An 18,567-nucleotide genomic window follows, 5' to 3' on the forward strand; every position below is an offset into this window, starting at 1 on the left:
TAGGTGAAACCTCCTTACTTCAGAGCTTCCGCGCCACCCACGATTTCAGTAATTTCGCGAGTAATGTTAGCCTGACGTACTTTATTATAATGCAAATTGAGTTTAGAGATGAGTTCTTCAGCATTATCTGTTGCATTGCTCATCGCATTCATACGTGAACTGAGTTCACTTGCCGCTGATTGCAATAATGCAGAATATATCATTGTAACAATATACTGCGGCAATAAATATCCGAGTACTTCTTGCGCAGATGGTTCATAAATATATTCAGCAGCAGGCTCACTATGAGAGGTCTTTGGTGCTGTAAATGGTAATAATTTTATTACCTGTGGCACTGCTGAAATAGCAGAAATAAATTTAGTATACACGAGATATACTTCTTTAAAATCGCCTTTGACAAAACGTTCAATAACATCTATAGCTATTTGTCTAGCATTTTGATATTCTGGACGTTCTGTAAAACCCATATAAGAATGCAATACATCATATTTACGAGGCACAAAATATTCTTTAGCGCGACGTCCTACTGTAATTACAGATGTATTATTTTTATCTTTAATATGAGCTAATGTTTCTTTAAATACATTACTTGCATAAGCACCAGCAAGACCTTTATCAGAAGCTAAAACAACATATAAAGCTTTACCTTCTTCACGTACTTCCAGCAAAGGATGTGAAAAACTTCCTGCATTAGAGGCTACATCGGCAATAACCTCATACATCTTATCTGCATAAGGTTGGTTGGATACGGCCGCTTCTTTAGCACGGCGCAAACGAGCAGTAGCAACCATCTTCATGGCTTTAGTGATTTGCTGTGTACTTTTTACGCTTTTCATTCTGCGGCGTATGTCCTGTAAACTAGCCAATTAAATCACCTCACTGCTTATTTATTATATGAATATGTTGATTTGAATTCTTCAATAGCTTTATTAATGGATTCTTCTAATGCGTCATCCAATTTTTTCTGCTGAGCGATTGTCTGTCCAATTTCTGGATGATTAGAATTCATAAATTTAAGGAAATCATTTTGGAATTTAACAACCTTATCAACAGGTACATCTGTTAAAAAGCCACGTACAGCTGTGTAAATTACAAGTACTTGGTCTTCAACTTTAAGTGGAGAATACTGTGCTTGTTTTAATGTTTCAACCATACGAACACCGCGGTCGAGCTGTTCTTTTGTAGCTTTATCAAGGTCAGAACCAAACTGAGCGAATGCTGCAAGTTCACGATACTGAGCAAGGTCAAGACGCATACGACCAGCAATCTGCTTCATAGCTTTAATCTGTGCACTACCACCTACACGAGATACGGAAAGACCAACATCGATAGCTGGACGGATACCAGAATAGAAAGCTTCTGTCTGAAGCATAATCTGACCATCTGTGATAGAAATAACGTTTGTTGGAATGTAACCGGAAACGTCGCCTGCTAATGTTTCAATGATTGGAAGAGCTGTAATAGAACCGCCACCGAGTTCATCACTCAATTTAGCTGCACGTTCCAAAAGACGAGAATGTAAGTAGAATACGTCCCCTGGATAAGCTTCACGTCCTGGTGGTCTGCGAAGGAGCAAGCTCATTGCACGATAAGCTGTTGCATGTTTAGAAAGGTCATCATATACGCAAAGTACATGTTTGCCCTGATACATGAAATGTTCGCCCATTGCTACACCAGAGTATGGAGCCATGTATTGAAGTGGTGCACTATCAGCAGCTGTAGCAGCTACTACGATTGTATAATCCATAGCACCATGGTCTTCAAATATTTTAACAACACGTGCTACAGTAGAAGCTTTTTGACCAATAGCTACATAAATACAAATACAATTTTGACCTTTTTGGTTAAGAATTGTATCTACAGCAATTGCAGTTTTACCTGTACCACGGTCACCAATGATAAGTTCACGCTGACCACGACCAATTGGAACTAAAGCATCGATAGCTTTAATACCAGTTTGAAGAGGTTCTTTAACTGATTTTCTATCAGCAATACCTGGAGCTGGATATTCAACTGGACGAGTTTGTGTTGTATTGATAGGGCCTTTACCATCAATTGGACGGCCAAGAGCATCTACAACACGACCGATCATAGCTTCACCTACTGGAACCTGCATGATTTTACCAGTACGTTTTACTATGTCGCCTTCTTTGATATTTGTGTCGCCACCTAATAAAACAGCGCCGACATTGTCCTGTTCAAGGTTCAGGACCATACCATATATATCATTGCCAAAGTCGAGCAGTTCTCCTGCCATCGCTTTGTCTAAGCCATGAATATGTGCAATACCATCACCGATTTCAATAACAGTACCTACATCATCAACGTTTAAATCAACATTATAATTTTTAATTTGTTCTTTGATAATGGCTGTTATTTCTTCTGGATTCATTTTCATAACGACTCTGTCACCCCACTTAAATAACTTAGTTTGCCATTAACTGCTTTTCTAAAGATTTAATCTTGCTGGTTACACTACCATCAATCAATTTATCGCCTATTTTTACAACAACACCGCCGATAATAGATTTATCAATATGTGTTCTCAGCTGAATATGTTTGCCGGTAATAGCTTCTAATTTTGCAGTTAAGGCTTTCTGTTGCTTTTCTTTTAATGCAACAGCAGTAGTAACATGTGCTACTGCGATATTTAAAACTTCATTAGACAGAGCTTGATATTCACCGACTATTTCTTCGATTATAGTAATGCGACGTTTATCCACCAGCAATAACATAAAATTATGCACTGATTTTTCAATATCACTGCCGAAAATTTTATTTAGCAGTTCTTTTTTCGCTTTGGGCTGAATTTGTGGATTGCCCATAAAAGCTTTAAGTTCTGGCTTTGCGGCAAAAAGCTGTCTAATTTCTTCTAACTGTTTGCCATATTCCACCAGTTTATTTTCTTCTTGAGCAAGCTCAAACATTGCCACAGCGTATTTTTTTGCTAACTGTAAATTCAGCATGGCAATTCACCTATTTTATCTTTATCTAATTGGTCAATAAAGTCGCTGACCATTTTTTCATTTGCTTTATTATCCATATTAGCAGCAACAATTTTTCCAGCTGCTTGCATGGATAAAGCCACCATTTCCGCACGCAATTGCATTGCTGCGCGGTCGCGTTCTCTAGCGATGTCTTCTTTTGCGGCTTTTCTCATCTGTTCGATTTCACGTTTTGTTTCAGCTACACTAGCATCACGTTCTTCTTGTGCGCGTTTCATAGCTTTATCTACAATTTCCTGTGCCTGAATGCGGGCATCAGCTAATTGTTTATTGTACGCTTCGAGCAATTCTTTAGCCTTTTTTTCATCTGCTTCTGCGGCATCAATGCTCTTAGCAATTTTTTCTTCACGTGCTTTAAGCATTTTCATAATTGGCTTATATGCCACTAATCTTAAAATCACTACTAAAATAAGAAAGTTAAGAACTTGAGCCACAAGAGTCATATTGATATCAATCAATTTATTGCCCCCTTATGCCAAACATCAAATATCCTAAAATTATTGAATAAGTGGATTAGCATAAAGCATAATCAAAGCAATAACTGTTGCGATGATAGGCATAGCTTCGATTAAGCCTACAGAAATAAGAGTGTTCATGAATAAAGTATTTTTAGCTTCTGGTTGACGAGCGATACCTTCGATAAATTTAGAAGTAACAAGACCATCACCAATACCTGCACCGATAGAAGCAAGACCCATTGTAATACCTGCACCAATCAATGCTGCCATAACCATAATTGCGTTTTCCATAGAAATAAATCCTCCTTAGATTTAAAAAAATTTAATTAATGTTTTTCATCGTCTTTCATAGCATTTGCTAAGTAAGACATAGAGAGCATAGTAAATATAAATGCTTGAACTGCACCAATAAATAAACTAAATGCAAGCCAAACAACACTAGGCACCGGCATCCATACTGGCACTAACAAAAGTAAAATTATAATTAAAATTTCGCCTGCTAAAATATTGCCAAATAGACGGAAAGCGAGTGTAATAGGCTTTGCTATTTCTTCAATCAAATTGATAATTACAAATGGTGCTACTGGTTGGAAGAAATGTTTTATGTAGTTAAAGCCTTTATAATAAAGTCCCAATACATGCAACATTACTATTACCAACAAAGCTAAACCTAATGTAGTATTTAAGTCGTTTGTTGGTGATGCCAGTGTTGGTATAAGACCAATCCAGTTTGATACCAATAAGAACAGAAACAGCGTGATTAAAAATGGTGCCACAAGCTGTCCGCGTGAACCGATTGTAGTGCCAATCTGTTCATTTAGCCAAACAATTACCATCTCAATTACATTTTGCCAACCTGAAGGAACCATTTTAAGTCCTCTTGTGGCTAAAAATGCGATGATGATGACAATTGCCATTGCCAGCCATGTCATTTCTAACGTTTCAATGTTAAATTGCATGCCAGCATAAGTGACTACTTCACGCACACCGATTTCATGCATTTTCCCCACTGCCGCTTATACATTACATAAGTAACAGTGTCCTCACCTCTCTTTACTTTATATTTGCACTGGAAATCCAGCTATATACAGACAATATCTAAAATAACAAGATATTATTCCATATTCTTATGATAAACAAAAATCATCAAGTGTATCATGTATATGATAAAAGCTAAGAAAAAACCACCAACTGCGGCAAAAAATAATTCTTCTGAACGCATTATAGCCGTTCTTAGTACTATAAAAATTATCAAAAGACGCATAATCAAACTGAGCCACATTTGGCCTTTAGCTTTTCCCACACTTAGATGAGATGCTCGCCATGTACGATAAACCATGACCCATACGCAAATCACAGCCAACAAATAACCCGTAAATACACCTGTTAATAGTTGTAATTTGCCATACGTTGCTAAAAAACCTGCTATTATAATAGTACAAACTAAAATCTGTAGCAGCAATTTTTTACCACGTACAGATAAAAATTCCTTCATCTCAGCTTTATTTCTCCTAATGAATTATCAATTTGTCTAGTTAAGTATATCTTATCAAATATATACTAAAATAAAAAGGTTTATTATTAATATTGTTCATTTATTTTTTAGAAAAAAAGTCATAAAATTTATTTATCATTGATTGCCATTTATTATAGTTCTAACTGGGAATGGTATTTCAATATTTTCCTTGCGGAATTCCTTCATGATAGCTTTAATAAATTCATGCTTTACTATATATTGATTAGTAAATTCACTGACATGCATTATTACATTAAAATTTATACTAGAATCAGCTAACAAATTATAACGCACAACAGGTGCAACTTTCACAGCTGGGTCTATTTTTGATAATACTGCTTTGCCAACTCTAATACAAACAGTTTCTACCTTTTCCAAATCACTATCATAGCTAACCCCGATTGCTATGCTAACTGTTATATCTTGTTTTGGCATGCTATAATTTGTGATAATCGCTTTAGCAATATTCTGATTAGGTACTACTACTACATTATTGCTAACAGATTGAAGAGTTGTAAAACGCCATGTAATATCTGTTACTTTTCCTTCTTCACCTGTACTCAATCGCACATAATCATTTAAGCGCAATTGTTTAGACAATATCAAGTGCATTCCTGAAAATACATTTGCTAGTGTATCTTGAAGCGCAAGAGCCACTGCCATACCACCAACCCCTAAAGCTGTTAAAATAGGAGCTACAGAAATGCCATAATATTGTAAAACTATTAAAATGCCCATAGCATAAATTACAAAATTAATTACATTGTTGAGCAATGAAGTCTTTGGCATATTTTGGTCGCGAACTGTATAAAAATCAATAATACCCGATAAAGTTCTAGCTACTACGCGTGTTAACGTAAAGACAATCACTGCAAATAATAGATAAGAAAGTAACTTATTTATCGTCGGTGGTATATCAAGTGAATTTATCGTCCAATATAAACCTACGCCTGAGCACCACGAAATCGGTAATCCTCTTAAAGCATTTATAAAAATATATTGCCAAGAACCATGGTCTACACTACTACGCAAATATCTATTAATTATTCTATTAATTAAAAAACCTATAACAAGTGCACCGATTTGTATGCAGATAGGAATTAATAATATATCGAACAGATATTCAAAATGCACTTTTATCCCTCCCGATTTGTTATACTAAAAAAAGTATACTATAATTTTAATAAACTGTCAGTTAAAAATCGATAAACTTAACAAAAAAATCGTTAAAAACATAAAAAACTGTTAACTAGTTAATCATATTAAAAGGTGGTAATATTATGGAAAAAATCATAAAAACTGGTAAAAGATTGAGATTTCGTCAAGCAACTGAAGCTGACATGGACTATATTATGGAAGTAGAATATAAACCTGGCAATGCTAAATACGTCATTCCATACACTCGCGAAGTTCATATGCAAACTCTCGATACACCATCTGCTACACATTTAATCATTGAAACAATCGATGCAAAAGAAAAAGTAGGCTTTTTGATGATTGCTGGACTTGATAATCCTTCTAAGGAAATAGAATGGACTCGTATCATACTGGATACAAAAGGCAAAGGCTATGGTCAAGAAACTCTTGAAATGCTCAAATCTTGGGCTTTTGATGATTTAAAATTTCATAGAGCCTGGCTTGATTGCAAGGATTATAATGCTCGCGCACTACACGTCTATGAAAAAGCTGGTCTTGTCCGCGAAGGACTTATTCGTGAAACGATTTTAACTGATGGCGTCTATGAAAATCTCATAATATTGGGTATCCTCGACCGAGAATATTTCGCCATGAAAAAAGAACAAGAAAAATAAATTTAAACATCTTGCTAAAATATTCATTTTTGTGTATTATATCTTTTGTGTATATATGAATTTATTGGTAATTATATCGGCTAAAAGGGAGTAGCTATTAGAATAAGTCAACATACTGATGCTTTTGCATCTGGCTTATTCGTTGATGTACTTCATCAACAGTGAGACTTTTGGTACGGATTTTATACAAAGTATAAAATCCGTACCAAAAGTCTTTTCTTTTTGCCCATATACTTATAAATTATTTTTATTTAAGGAGAGATTTTTCAGATGGTCATTTTTTCTACAGCTTTTCTTATGGTGGTTTTAGCCGAAATGGGAGATAAAACTCAATTACTCGCCATGGCATTTGCTGCTAAATATCCATGGAAAAAAGTAATGCTTGGTGTTTTATTTGCTACCATAGTAAATCATTTCATCGCCATTGCCGCAGGTATTTATCTCAACACACTTGTACCACAACATATTGTAGAAATCGTTGCTTCTATCGCTTTTATCGTATTCGGTTTATGGATTTTAAAAGATGATAAATTAGAAGACGAAGCAGAAAAAAATCGTTTCAGTGTTTTTTGGACTGTTGCCATTGCTTTCTTTCTTGCAGAAATGGGAGATAAAACTCAGCTTGCAACAGTAGCACTTTCCGCGCAAATTGGTACTGATTTACTCGTTATTTTACTCGGAACAACTATTGGTATGCTTGTTGCTGATGGCATAGGCATTACACTAGGTGCAGCACTCCACAAATACGTTCCTGATAAAATTATTAAAAAAGTTGCTTCTTTTATCTTTATTTTATTCGGCGTTTTAGGTATTCTTAATAGTATGGGTATTTTAAATCTATATTGATAATTTACCCTTACATCATTTTATAACAATGAAAGGATAATCTTAATGGAACAATTTTCAACGATGTTTTTAAGTTTTATTGACACATGGGGCTATGTTGCTGTAGCCGTGCTTATGGGACTTGAAAATGCCTGCATACCAATTCCTAGTGAACTCATCTTAGGCTTTGCAGGATATTTAATTTCTGCAGGAAGAATGGAATTTTTCCATGCCACTGTTGCTGGCATGATTGGTGGTATGGTTGGTTCTATCGTTACTTATTATGTAGGCTCACATGGTGGCAGACCATTTATTGACCGTTATGGAAAATATTTCTTTATGAAAAAATCCCATGTCGATACAGCACAACGCTGGTTCGATAAATACGGTGTAAAAGCTGTATTTTTTAGCCGTATATTACCAGTTGTTCGCACATTTATCTCTTTACCAGCTGGTTTTGCCCGCGTCAACATGAAAAAATTTATTATCTATACCTTCCTCGGTTCTTTGCCTTGGACAATGTTTATTCTTTACATTGGTTGGCTCCTTGGCGATAATTGGAAAAGCATGCTCGCTGTTGGTCATGAAGCAAGCCTCATTGTCGCTACTCTCATCGTACTGATTTGCTTATTTTACTTCATTCGCTATAAACGCAATAAAAAAAGGTTGTAAAAAATGAATAATATTGAATTACTAGATTTACTTCACGCTTATAAACAAGGAAATATCAACGATGCAACAATCATGAAAAAAATCCAAAATGACAGTTTTGATGATATTGGATTTGCTAAAGTTGACCATAGCAGAGCAAATAGACAAGATTTTCCAGAAGTAATCTATTGTGCAGGAAAAACTAATCAACAAATTGCTGAGATTTTCCTCAATCTATTTAATCACAGTCAAAAAAATATCATTGCATCTCGTGCTACAAAAGAAAATTATGAAGCTGTCTTAAAGTTAGTTCCTACAGCATTATATGATGAGGCAGCTCGCATCATTTATGTACAGAGAGATAATACGCCTGTTGATGACAAGCGATTTATTCTCGTATTGACAGCAGGTACTAGTGATATCCCTGTTGCTAAAGAAGCTGGACTTACAGCCCAACTCATGAATAATAAAGTTGAATATTGCTTTGATGTTGGTGTTGCAGGTATTCATCGCTTATTAGCTCGCAAAGATTTAATCGATAAGGCTAATGTCATCATCGTTGCAGCAGGCATGGAAGGCGCTCTCGCTAGCGTTGTCGGTGGTCTTGCTAATAAACCAGTCATCGCCGTGCCTACAAGTGTCGGCTACGGTGCTTCCTTTGGCGGTCTTTCAGCCCTGCTCGCTATGCTCAATAGCTGTGCTGCTGGCGTAGCTGTCATGAATATAGATAACGGCTTTGGTGCTGGTCGTCTTGCTAGCATGATTAATCACATGCGTTAAAAAATCACCAATATAAAATATATAACTAGATAAATATCAAATACATTTGATTTTATCTAGTTTTTTTATCTAAAAAACATTTTATTGAAAATATTGACTTGAAGTGAGCTATAAGTATTATATTAAAATAAAGATAAAAACCGAGGTAAACTTTATGGCAAATTACAATATTGATAAATTAATCACCTTATCTTGTAATATCGATGATTTTAATCCTCAAAACTATGAATATATTACAGAAAAATTATTTCAAAATGGCGCATTAGATGTTTGGCTAACTCCTATTTATATGAAAAAATCTCGCACTGCCAACACTTTATCTGTATTAATCAAACCCGAAGATAAAGAAAAATGTCTTGATATAATTTTTAGCGAAACTTCTACACTGGGTATTCGCGAAGAAGCAATCATACGTTATAGCTTAAATCGAGAATTTAAAATTATCGATACCCCTTATGGAAAAATCTCTTGCAAAATTGCTAAAAAAAATAATGAAATTTTAAATATATCCGCAGAATACGAAGACTGTAAAAAAGCTGCGAAAAAATATAATGTTCCACTAAAAAAAGTACAACAAACAGCATTATTTCTAATAAATGAGGAATTACAAAATGAATAAACAGCAACAATTAATCGAATTAATAAAATCCTATAAATCAGTAGCTATAGCTTTTTCTGGCGGTGTAGACAGTTCAGCCCTTGCCAAAGCTTGCTTTTTAGCACTAGGGGATAAAGCTATTGCCATCACTGCCGTTTCTTCGCTAATGACAGAAACTGAAATCAATGATGCAAAAAATATAGCAAAATTGATTGGCATAAGACATGAAATATTCCATTTTAACGATTTAGCAGATGATAAATTTATTGCAAATGACAAAATGCGCTGCTATCATTGCCATATCAATCGCTTCAAATTCATGGAAGATTTTTGTCAAAAAAATAATTATAACTATCTTTTAGAAGGCTCTAATGAAGATGATAAAAGTGATTATCGCCCTGGCATGATAGCTTTAAAAGAATTTGAAATAGTAAAATCACCATTTTTAGAACTTCATATAACTAAAGATGAAATTCGCCAAATGGCTAAAAATTGGAATTTACCAGTATGGAATAAACCAAGCTCCGCTTGTCTTGCTTCCCGACTAGCTTACGGTATTGAAATAACACCAGAAAAATTAAACCAAATAGCGCAAGCCGAAGCAATTATTCGTCCATTTGTCAATGGTCAAATGCGTGTGCGCCATCATGGCGATTTAGCCAGAATTGAAGTAGAAGATAATCAACTTTCAAAAATCCTTGAACCAAAAACAAAAAATTTAATCAATACTAAATTAAAAGAACTCGGCTTTAAATTTGTAACGATTGACTTAACAGGCTATCAAAAGGGTAGTAATAACACTGTATTACAAAATTAAAATATTGATTTCGCGCCATAGAAAGTTTACATATTGACACTTTATTTTTTGTGTGATATTATTTAGGCAAGACAAAGACGTCGTAATCGATATCTTTGTCTTATTTTTTTATTTAAAATACTTTATTGTATTTTATTTAAATTAAACCCTTTCTTTTACTATAATACAACTCTCTAAAAAATTAAAAAGCACTTGATATTTTTCAAGTGTTTTTTAATTTTACTTTTTTATCAAACTTCATACAGTAATATATTTATCATTAGTCATGATAAAATATAAAATTACATTTTACCTATAGTTTTAGTATGATAAATAATTTATTAAAATATAAATTCTCTATATTTTTAATACATTTAAGTTTATCCTTATGATATAATATCTAAATAAAGTTAAGCAAAAATTTAAAAAGAAATGAGGGATTTTTATGGCTGAAAACAAAAAACAAAATTCTGTAAAAGAAACGGCGCAAAATGCAATGCGCGAAAACAAGCCCAAAGCACAAGGTCGCCAATTTGTTTTATGGTTTGGAGCACTTATTTTAGGTGGCATCTTGGGCTGGATGGGTATACACTGGCTTAACGAACTTTTCAATTTTGTGGCAACAGTATTTACTCGTTTATTCCAATTCATCGCAATTCCTACTATAGCATTAGCTGTTATCACTACTTTAGCAGCACTTGGCAATAATAAGGAAACGGGGCGCATTTTCTGTCATGCAGTATTTTATACATTACTTACTACCATTTGCGCTGCCGCTATCGGTTTATGCCTATATTTATGGATTTCTCCAAGCAACTTACCAATGGACCTTCTCGCTTCTGGTCAATCAGCAGTTCCAATGGATAACTTTAAGTCTTTATCTTATTATGACCATATTTTATCCGTTATCCCGAATAATGTTTTACAACCATTCGTTTCTGGTAACGTATTATCCGTTATGTTGATTGCTGCAGCTGTAGGTTTAGCTTTAGCATTTATGCCACGTACTAAAGCACGTGAACAATTATTAGGTGTTATTCAAGGATTACAAGAATTAGCATTCACACTTATTCGTGCGTTACTCTTCATTTTACCAGTAGGTATTGTTGCTTTCGCAGGCCAATTATCCGCTCAAATTGAAGCTGGCGTTATTGTAGGTGCACTTGGCAAATACACTCTCGTAGTTCTCGGTGGTAATGCTATTCAAATTTTCATCATTTTACCACTCATTCTTTTGCTTCGCGGTCTCAATCCATTCGTTGTATTCCGCAAAATGGCACCAGCTCTTGCTGTTGCATTATTTACCAAAAGCTCCGCTGGTACATTACCTGTAACACTTGCATGCTCTGAAGAAAATCTAAAAGTAAATCCAAAAGTTTCCCGCTTTGTTTTACCAATTTGTACAACTATCAACATGAACGGTTGTGCTGCATTTATCTTAGTAACATCTCTATTTGTTATGCAAAATGCTGGTTTTGAATTATCTTTAGGCACAATGATAACTTGGCTCTTCATCGCCGTTATCGCCGCTGTTGGTAATGCAGGCGTGCCAATGGGTTGCTATTTCTTAACATTATCTTTAATGTCTTCAATCGGCGCTCCAATCGGTTTAATGGGTGTTATCTTACCTATCTACACTATAATTGATATGATTGAAACAGCAGAAAATGTTTGGTCAGACTCCGCTGTTTGTGCCATGACAGACCACGACTTAAAAGGTCAATTAGATGATAGTGATGTACCTTCAACATTATAATTTAATTATATGATTTATAAAAAAAGACGGAACTAAATTGTTCCGTCTTTTTATTTGCCCAAAATCAATGTATAGCATTTTGAACTTGTAATTTTTCTTTACTTGATAAAACTTCATGTGCCTGTTCTATATCCAAATCACCTTCCCATTTTGCAATGACAACTGTTGCCACGCAATTACCGATGATATTAGTTACAGCTCTAGCAATACCTACAAACCAATCAATTGATAAAATCAATACTAAACCAATCATCGGAATTGCTGGTATAGCTGATAATGTTGCTGCTAAAATTACGATTGCAGAACCTGGAACACCATGTGCACCTTTTGAAGCAATCATTGACACTATGATAATCATCAATAAATCAGAAAAAGCTAAATCTACATTTGTCGCATGAGCTATGAAAATCGTAGCCAATGTCAAATAAATTGAAAAACCGTCTAAATTAAATGAATATCCTGTTGGAATAACTAAACCTACTGTTGAAGATTTTATGCCCATATTTTCTAGTTTTTTCATAATCTGTGGCAATACGCTATCTGATGCTGTCGTAGCAAATACAATCATCAATTCTTCTCGTAAATATCTTAAAAATTGGAATAAATTTATGCCACACAATCTTAAAATTCCGCCTAAGACAACAATTACAAATAATATACAAGTTACAAAATATAAACCAACTAATGCACCTAAATGACCTAAAGAGTCTAAACCATATTTACCTACTGTAAAAGCTACTGCTCCAAATACACCAACTGGTGCAAAACGAACAATAATTCCCATAGCTCTAAAAAATACAGTGCTTAATTCAGATACAGCTTTAACTACAATAGAAGCTTTATCTTTTACTAAATTTAAAGAACACGCAAATATAATTGAAAATACTAATACCTGTAAAATATCACCTTTAGCAAAAGCACCTACAACAGTTGTCGGTACCAGATTCATCAAAAATGATACGCCACCGGCTTGGCTTATCGTTTGAGCTCTTTCTGTATACGCACTGATTGCTGAAGCATCTAAGCTAGATGGGTCAATATTCATGCCCATACCAATATTACTATTTAAACCTAATACTAAACCTAAAGCTAAAGCAATTGTCGTTACACATTCAAAATAAAATATTGTCTTTACGCCTACAGTTCCAACTTTTTTAATATTACCTACACCAGAAATTCCATTTACAACTACGCAAAAAACAATCGGAGCAATCAATAATTGTATAAATCGTATGAATAAATCGCCAAGCGGTTTTAAAGCTTGAGCTTGCGTTGGAAATACCACACCAACAATCAGCCCTAATATCAAGGCTAATACAACTTGTAAAAATAATGAACTCTTTATTTTCGCTACCATTATTACCACTCCTTTATTTAAAACAAAAAAGCAACCGACAAAATGCCAGTTGCTTTTAATTCACAATCTACAAATTATCATAAGACTACACTGTCTAGATTTATATTTTTATATTTCTACATCACGATTACAATCTTTAGAGTAAATATAGGCAAATGGTTCTCTACCTACACCGTAACAACCCTGTGCAACATATGGGCCAAACCACATGAAGTCATTCTTTTTAATCGGCATCCAAGAATTTTCCATAAAATACATACCTTCGCCAGATAAAATATATGCTCCATGTTCCTGTACATGTGTTTCAATGAATGAATGACACCCACCAGGATTAAAAGATAAGATATGCATATTCATATCAAAAGCCAAATCTTTTGGTAATAAATCCTTTATGAAAACATTTTCCATACCTTCATATTCTTGATATTCCATATCATTGACATTGCCTACACATACGTATGGTTTTTCTCCACCTGCGAGTGGAATGTATCTTTGTTTATAAAAGAGGAATTTTGCTTTTTCTGCACATTTAAATTTTATGCCAGTATCAGATGGAGCAAAAATATAACCACCTGCTGTTAAATTATAAACATCTAATCCCACTGAACATTCTACACTGCCTTCAATGCAATATAAAAAGCTTTCTACACCTTCTTCAGAAGCTAAATGTTTAGTAGAATATCCGCCAGGCTCTGCTGTTATAATGTATTCTACAAAACTTGCACCCATTTTAGGTGAAGCCACGATGCTTACTCGGCAATTTTTTATAGCTGGAATTACATTATTTACTAATCCATCTTCTGGTAAAACAGCAAAAATACCTGGTTTTACAACAACTCTTGTACTTAAAATATCTTTAGGATAACTCATTTATATTCTCCTCATTGTTTATTTTTTTAATTGTATCTAACATAACATGAACAGCTTTTGCTAGGTTTTCTGGTTTACTATATTCTTCTGGGCAATGGCTTCTACCACCCTTACTAGGCACAAATAACATTGCCGTAGGTAATTTACGTGAAATCGGTAAAGCATCATGACCTGCTCCACTGTTTATATTTATGGAAGAATAACCTAATTTTAAAATGCTCTGTCTTAAATAAGACTTCAATGTATCATCCATATCAGATGGTTCAACTTCTAATTTTGTTTGCATTTCATATGTTAAATTGCGTTCTTGTGCTGTCTTTTCCAAATACGTTAATATATCTTTTTCTAATGCATGTAAATCATCATTATTCATACTGCGTATATCTAAGGAAAATTTCACTTTTTCAGGTACTGTATTTACAGCATTTGGAGAAACTTCACATGCTCCTACAGTTGCAACAGCTCCAGCATATTTTTTAGCTGCTTTTTCTATATATTCAATCACAGTAGCTGTTCCTGTAAGCGCGTCATATCGCATATTCATCGGTGTTGTTCCTGCATGGTCAGCTCTGCCAAATACCTGAATATTGTATCGTTTCATGCCTACAATACCATTTACGATACCAAGTTCTACGGCTTCTTTTTCTAAAACCGGTCCTTGTTCGATATGAATTTCCATAAAACAACGAATTTGTGACAACTTCCAAACACTATTTATCAATTGTTCTGGTACTAAATTCCATGATTTCATAGCTTCATAAACGCTTATTCCTTGTTCATCATATTGATGTTTTAATTTTTCAATATCCCATTCTCCTAAAAAAGCTTTGCTAGAGAAAAATCCAGTACCAAAACGAACGCCTTCTTCATCATTAAAACCGATGACTTCTAGCGTATAAAACAATGTTTCATATTTTAAAAGACGAGCTATCTCAATGCCACAAACTACGCCGGCTATTCCATCATATGCTCCACCAGATTTTACTGAATCATAATGTGAACCAATTATTATTTTTCGTGAAGAAATGCCCGGTCTAATACCATGAACAGCTCCAGAGGCATCAATAAATACTTCAAGTCCTGCTTCTTCCATTTTCTGTTTTAAAAAATTCACAGCTAACTTAGCTTCCTTAGTAAAAGGTAACCTCGTTACGCCATTTGTTGTCTCAGAAAATATCTTCAATGTTTCTAAGGTTTCCTTAATTCTATCGGTAGTATTCACTTTGACACTTCTTTCATTAATAATATATATTTCTATCAATACAACACGTGATATAATTTTAATTAATCTATTTTTCAAGGAGATTTTTCTATGCCTACTTTAAATTGGTTAATTCAAGAAAGCAGTTTAAATAATTTACGCCTCATTACTGGAGAAAATCACATTTTAAAAGAAATTAAAAGCGTTAACGTTTTAGATAATCCAGATGTTTTAAAATGGTTCAAACAAAATGAATTGATTTTAACCACTGGTTATTGCTTTAAAGATGACCCTATGCTACAGCGCCAAATGATAAAGGATATGAGTGATATTGGCTGTACTGCACTGGCAATAAAAACAAAACGCTTTTTTCGTCAAATTCCTGAAGCTATGATTGATGAAGCCAAGAAACTTGACTTTCCAATCATTGAACTACCGTATTTCTATTCATTTTCAGAAATATCACAGCTGATATTTCAACAGATTTATAAAGAAAAAAATACTCAAGCAGAACATGAACAACGTTTTTTATCCAATTTTATGCAGCAAATATTAAATCATGAACCAATATCTACTTCTTTACAACAAATTGCTCGCTTTTTTGTTATACCTGTTTTATTAATAGATATAAATTACACTCCAATAGCCAGCGCTTTTCCTTATAAAAATAATGATATAAATGAAGACGATTTACGTTCCCTAACAGATTTTCTTTCTTTACAAATAATGAAAAACACTGCTGATAGTTTTTGCAAAATAAATGGTCAAAACTACTCACTACAAACTTTTTCACTTTATAATCAAGCGGGTTATTTATGCTTTTTGCATAAACAAAATTCCATTTCATTAATACCTACTTCAAAATTTCTTCAAAATATAATTCAACTTTTAACATTTGCTTGTGTTCAAAATCAAACACTAAGCACCAGTTACAGTAATAATTCAACCTTTTTCTTACATTTTCTCGTTCACCATAAACAAAATAATGTAGAAGAAATAAAAAAACTATGCTCTTTTTACGGTTTTGATTATCGCAAAGAATGGATTTGCCTAACTATATCCTTGCAAAACATTCCTGAAAAAGCAAAATCATCATTCTTGCCAAAACTAAACAAGTTTGTAAAAAATACTTCATTAGAATATTGCAGTATTTTTACATGTTTTAATAACAACTTATTTTGCATTTACTTTTTATTTCCAGCAAATTATCATCGATTGCAAGCATTACATCAAGTGCAAAACTTCGCATTAAATTTACAAACTAATTTTAATGAAATACCAATTTTCATGGGCATCAGTGCCTGCCATAAAAAAATCACTAATATCAGTCGAGCTTTTAAAGAAAGTCTCAAATCACTTCAACATCAACAACAGATAAATGATTTTAAGCCAGGTTCATATTTGCATCAAATACCATTACATTTATTAAATCAATCTTCTTCTAATTTATTAATTCACAACATATTGCAACCACTTTTAGATTTTGACTGCCAAAATGATACGAAACTCGTTCATACTTTAAAAGTTTATTTTTCCTGTAATTACAATGCCAGTCAAGCTGCAAAAATTCTTTATTTACATCGCAATACCATGTTAAATAGATTAGAAAAGATAAAAGAAATTCTTCAAACTGATTTCAATAATTCAAATGAAAACATTCTCATCTATTTAAGTTTAGCTGCGCTTGAAGTATAATTAAACTTCATTTGCCAGTTCAACTAAAACATCAGTCAAAATATTAGCTCCAGCTGCGATATCCGCAAAATCTGTCCATTCATTTGGACTATGACTTATACCATCTTTACTTGGTACAAAAATCATCGCTACAGGAGCAAATTCTCCTACTAACATGGAATCATGAAATGCACCGCTTATTGTTTTAATATACGATGTATTTTCTTTTTCACATGCTGCTTCCAATTTTTTTATGATATTTTCATCACATTTCATCGGATAATCATTATTATATTGAGTGATATTCACTACTACATTTCTTTTCTTAGCAATAGCTTTTATCTCTTCTTTTAATTTTGCAATCAAATCATTTTTATAATCATAATCGCAGTCTCTAATATCGATAGAGGATATAACTTTTCCCGGTATTACATTAACTGCATTTGGTATTACCTGTACTCTGCCAATTGTAGTTGTAGTATATTCACTTTGCGAAGTCTTTCCTAATTTTTCTAAAGCTAAAGCTATTTCTGCTGTTGCCATGAATGCATCTTGTCTATCTTCCATTGTTGTTCCGCCTGCATGTGATTGCTTGCCAACAACTTCTACATCAAAAACGCTCGGTGCACAAATGGTTTTTACTATGCCAATTGGTTTTCCAGCTTTTTCTAAAACACCATTTTGGTCAATATGCAATTCTACAGCTCCATAAACGGAGCCTTTTTTTATTGGTACTTTATCAAAATCTTGCACAGGAAATCCAAGTTTTGTAAGCACTTTATACAAAGTATTGCCATCATCATCAACCAATTCTTTAGCCTGTTTTTCATCAAGCTTGCCCGCCATAGCACGACTGCCTAAACAGCCAAGTTTAAAACGAGTTGGTTCTTCTGATGTGTATACAACAACAATTATATTTCTTTCATGTTTTAAATTATTTGCCTGAATGAGTCTTACAGCTTCAAGACCTGCAACAACGCCACTCATACCATCAAACATACCAGCATTTAATACTGTATCAATATGTGAGCCAGTCCAAATAGGTGGCAATTCTGGTCGTGTTCCTTCAAGTACACCAAAAATATTGCCTATAGCATCTTCATGTACTTTCAGATTTAATTTTCGCATTTCAGATTTTACATATTCTCTTGCTTTTACTTCTACATCAGTAAATAAAACTCGTGTTGTGCCAAATTCTGGTGTGGAATTAAATGTATTAATTGTTTCCAACCATGTTTTTATATTTTCTGCATTTGCTTTAATTTCCAT

Annotated in this window: 20 protein-coding genes; 8 read left to right on the top strand and 12 right to left on the bottom strand. The window is 33.8% G+C overall.

Going from position 1 to position 18,567, the window contains the following annotated elements; all coding sequences use genetic code 11:
* Positions 1-14 precede the first annotated feature (14 nt).
* The 8 genes from atpG to CKV65_RS08540 all read right to left on the bottom strand — a co-directional run bounded on the left by atpG (position 15) and on the right by CKV65_RS08540 (position 6,113).
* Entirely contained in the window at positions 15-866 is an 852-nt protein-coding gene (atpG, locus tag CKV65_RS08505) for an ATP synthase F1 subunit gamma (protein WP_027890027.1), read from the bottom strand.
* A gap of 17 nt (positions 867-883) precedes the next feature.
* Positions 884-2,398: a F0F1 ATP synthase subunit alpha gene (gene atpA, locus CKV65_RS08510; RefSeq protein ID WP_027890028.1), complete on the bottom strand. Its 1,515-nt coding sequence runs from the start codon at positions 2,396-2,398 to the stop codon at positions 884-886.
* 28 nt (positions 2,399-2,426) lie between these two features.
* The gene (locus CKV65_RS08515; protein ID WP_027890029.1) at positions 2,427-2,966 is read right to left on the bottom strand and encodes a F0F1 ATP synthase subunit delta; all 540 of its coding nucleotides are present in this window, start codon (positions 2,964-2,966) and stop codon (positions 2,427-2,429) included.
* Entirely contained in the window at positions 2,960-3,463 is a 504-nt protein-coding gene (gene atpF, locus CKV65_RS08520) for a F0F1 ATP synthase subunit B (RefSeq protein WP_027890030.1), read from the bottom strand. The genes CKV65_RS08515 and atpF overlap by 7 nt, the downstream gene beginning before the upstream one ends.
* A 39-nt stretch (positions 3,464-3,502) precedes the next feature.
* On the bottom strand, positions 3,503-3,754 hold the full coding sequence (gene atpE / locus CKV65_RS08525; RefSeq protein ID WP_027890031.1) for a F0F1 ATP synthase subunit C: 252 nt from the start codon (positions 3,752-3,754) through the stop codon (positions 3,503-3,505).
* A gap of 35 nt (positions 3,755-3,789) precedes the next feature.
* Positions 3,790-4,464 carry a F0F1 ATP synthase subunit A gene (atpB, locus tag CKV65_RS08530; RefSeq protein ID WP_027890032.1) on the bottom strand — a complete coding sequence of 225 codons (675 nt, stop codon included), beginning with the start codon at positions 4,462-4,464 and terminating at the stop codon, positions 3,790-3,792.
* Positions 4,465-4,577: 113 nt separating this feature from the next.
* Complete coding sequence (locus tag CKV65_RS08535; RefSeq protein WP_027890033.1) at positions 4,578-4,958, bottom strand: hypothetical protein; 381 nt, start codon at positions 4,956-4,958, stop codon at positions 4,578-4,580.
* Between the two features lie 135 nt (positions 4,959-5,093).
* A complete protein-coding gene (locus CKV65_RS08540; protein ID WP_027890034.1) occupies positions 5,094-6,113 on the bottom strand; it encodes a mechanosensitive ion channel family protein in 1,020 nt (339 codons plus the stop codon).
* Positions 6,114-6,259: 146 nt separating this feature from the next.
* Between CKV65_RS08540 and CKV65_RS08545 the strand changes: the two genes are divergently transcribed.
* The 7 genes from CKV65_RS08545 (at position 6,260) to CKV65_RS08575 (ending at position 12,196) form a co-directional block, all read left to right on the top strand.
* Entirely contained in the window at positions 6,260-6,790 is a 531-nt protein-coding gene (locus CKV65_RS08545; protein ID WP_027890035.1) for a GNAT family N-acetyltransferase, read from the top strand.
* Positions 6,791-7,060: 270 nt separating this feature from the next.
* A complete protein-coding gene (locus CKV65_RS08550; RefSeq protein WP_027890036.1) occupies positions 7,061-7,636 on the top strand; it encodes a TMEM165/GDT1 family protein in 576 nt (191 codons plus the stop codon).
* 45 nt (positions 7,637-7,681) lie between these two features.
* Entirely contained in the window at positions 7,682-8,287 is a 606-nt protein-coding gene (locus CKV65_RS08555) for a DedA family protein (RefSeq protein WP_027890037.1), read from the top strand.
* A 3-nt stretch (positions 8,288-8,290) separates the two neighbouring features.
* Complete coding sequence (larB, locus tag CKV65_RS08560) at positions 8,291-9,046, top strand: nickel pincer cofactor biosynthesis protein LarB (protein ID WP_027890038.1); 756 nt, start codon at positions 8,291-8,293, stop codon at positions 9,044-9,046.
* Positions 9,047-9,200: 154 nt separating this feature from the next.
* Positions 9,201-9,665, top strand: a complete 465-nt coding sequence (larC2, locus tag CKV65_RS08565; protein WP_027890039.1) for a nickel pincer cofactor biosynthesis protein LarC2 — start codon at positions 9,201-9,203, stop codon at positions 9,663-9,665.
* Complete coding sequence (gene larE, locus CKV65_RS08570) at positions 9,658-10,461, top strand: ATP-dependent sacrificial sulfur transferase LarE (RefSeq protein ID WP_051177602.1); 804 nt, start codon at positions 9,658-9,660, stop codon at positions 10,459-10,461. The genes larC2 and larE overlap by 8 nt, the downstream gene beginning before the upstream one ends.
* A 424-nt stretch (positions 10,462-10,885) precedes the next feature.
* On the top strand, positions 10,886-12,196 hold the full coding sequence (locus CKV65_RS08575; protein ID WP_027890041.1) for a dicarboxylate/amino acid:cation symporter: 1,311 nt from the start codon (positions 10,886-10,888) through the stop codon (positions 12,194-12,196).
* A gap of 64 nt (positions 12,197-12,260) precedes the next feature.
* Here CKV65_RS08575 and dctA read toward each other — a convergent pair whose 3' ends face one another.
* The 3 genes from dctA to CKV65_RS08590 form a co-directional block, all read right to left on the bottom strand.
* Entirely contained in the window at positions 12,261-13,553 is a 1,293-nt protein-coding gene (dctA, locus tag CKV65_RS08580) for a C4-dicarboxylate transporter DctA (RefSeq protein ID WP_027890042.1), read from the bottom strand.
* 108 nt (positions 13,554-13,661) lie between these two features.
* On the bottom strand, positions 13,662-14,423 hold the full coding sequence (gene allE, locus CKV65_RS08585) for a (S)-ureidoglycine aminohydrolase (RefSeq protein WP_027890043.1): 762 nt from the start codon (positions 14,421-14,423) through the stop codon (positions 13,662-13,664).
* Entirely contained in the window at positions 14,410-15,645 is a 1,236-nt protein-coding gene (locus tag CKV65_RS08590; RefSeq protein ID WP_095197707.1) for a M20 family metallo-hydrolase, read from the bottom strand. Before CKV65_RS08590 ends, allE begins: the two co-directional genes overlap by 14 nt.
* Before the next feature lie 90 nt (positions 15,646-15,735).
* Between CKV65_RS08590 and CKV65_RS08595 the strand changes: the two genes are divergently transcribed.
* Positions 15,736-17,319 carry a PucR family transcriptional regulator gene (locus CKV65_RS08595; RefSeq protein WP_027890045.1) on the top strand — a complete coding sequence of 528 codons (1,584 nt, stop codon included), beginning with the start codon at positions 15,736-15,738 and terminating at the stop codon, positions 17,317-17,319.
* Here the strand turns inward: CKV65_RS08595 and CKV65_RS08600 are convergent, their stop codons facing one another.
* Entirely contained in the window at positions 17,320-18,567 is a 1,248-nt protein-coding gene (locus CKV65_RS08600; protein WP_027890046.1) for a M20 family metallo-hydrolase, read from the bottom strand.

Origin of the sequence: Megamonas hypermegale, from assembly GCF_900187035.1 — a bacterium.
GTDB lineage: Bacteria > Bacillota > Negativicutes > Selenomonadales > Selenomonadaceae > Megamonas > Megamonas hypermegale.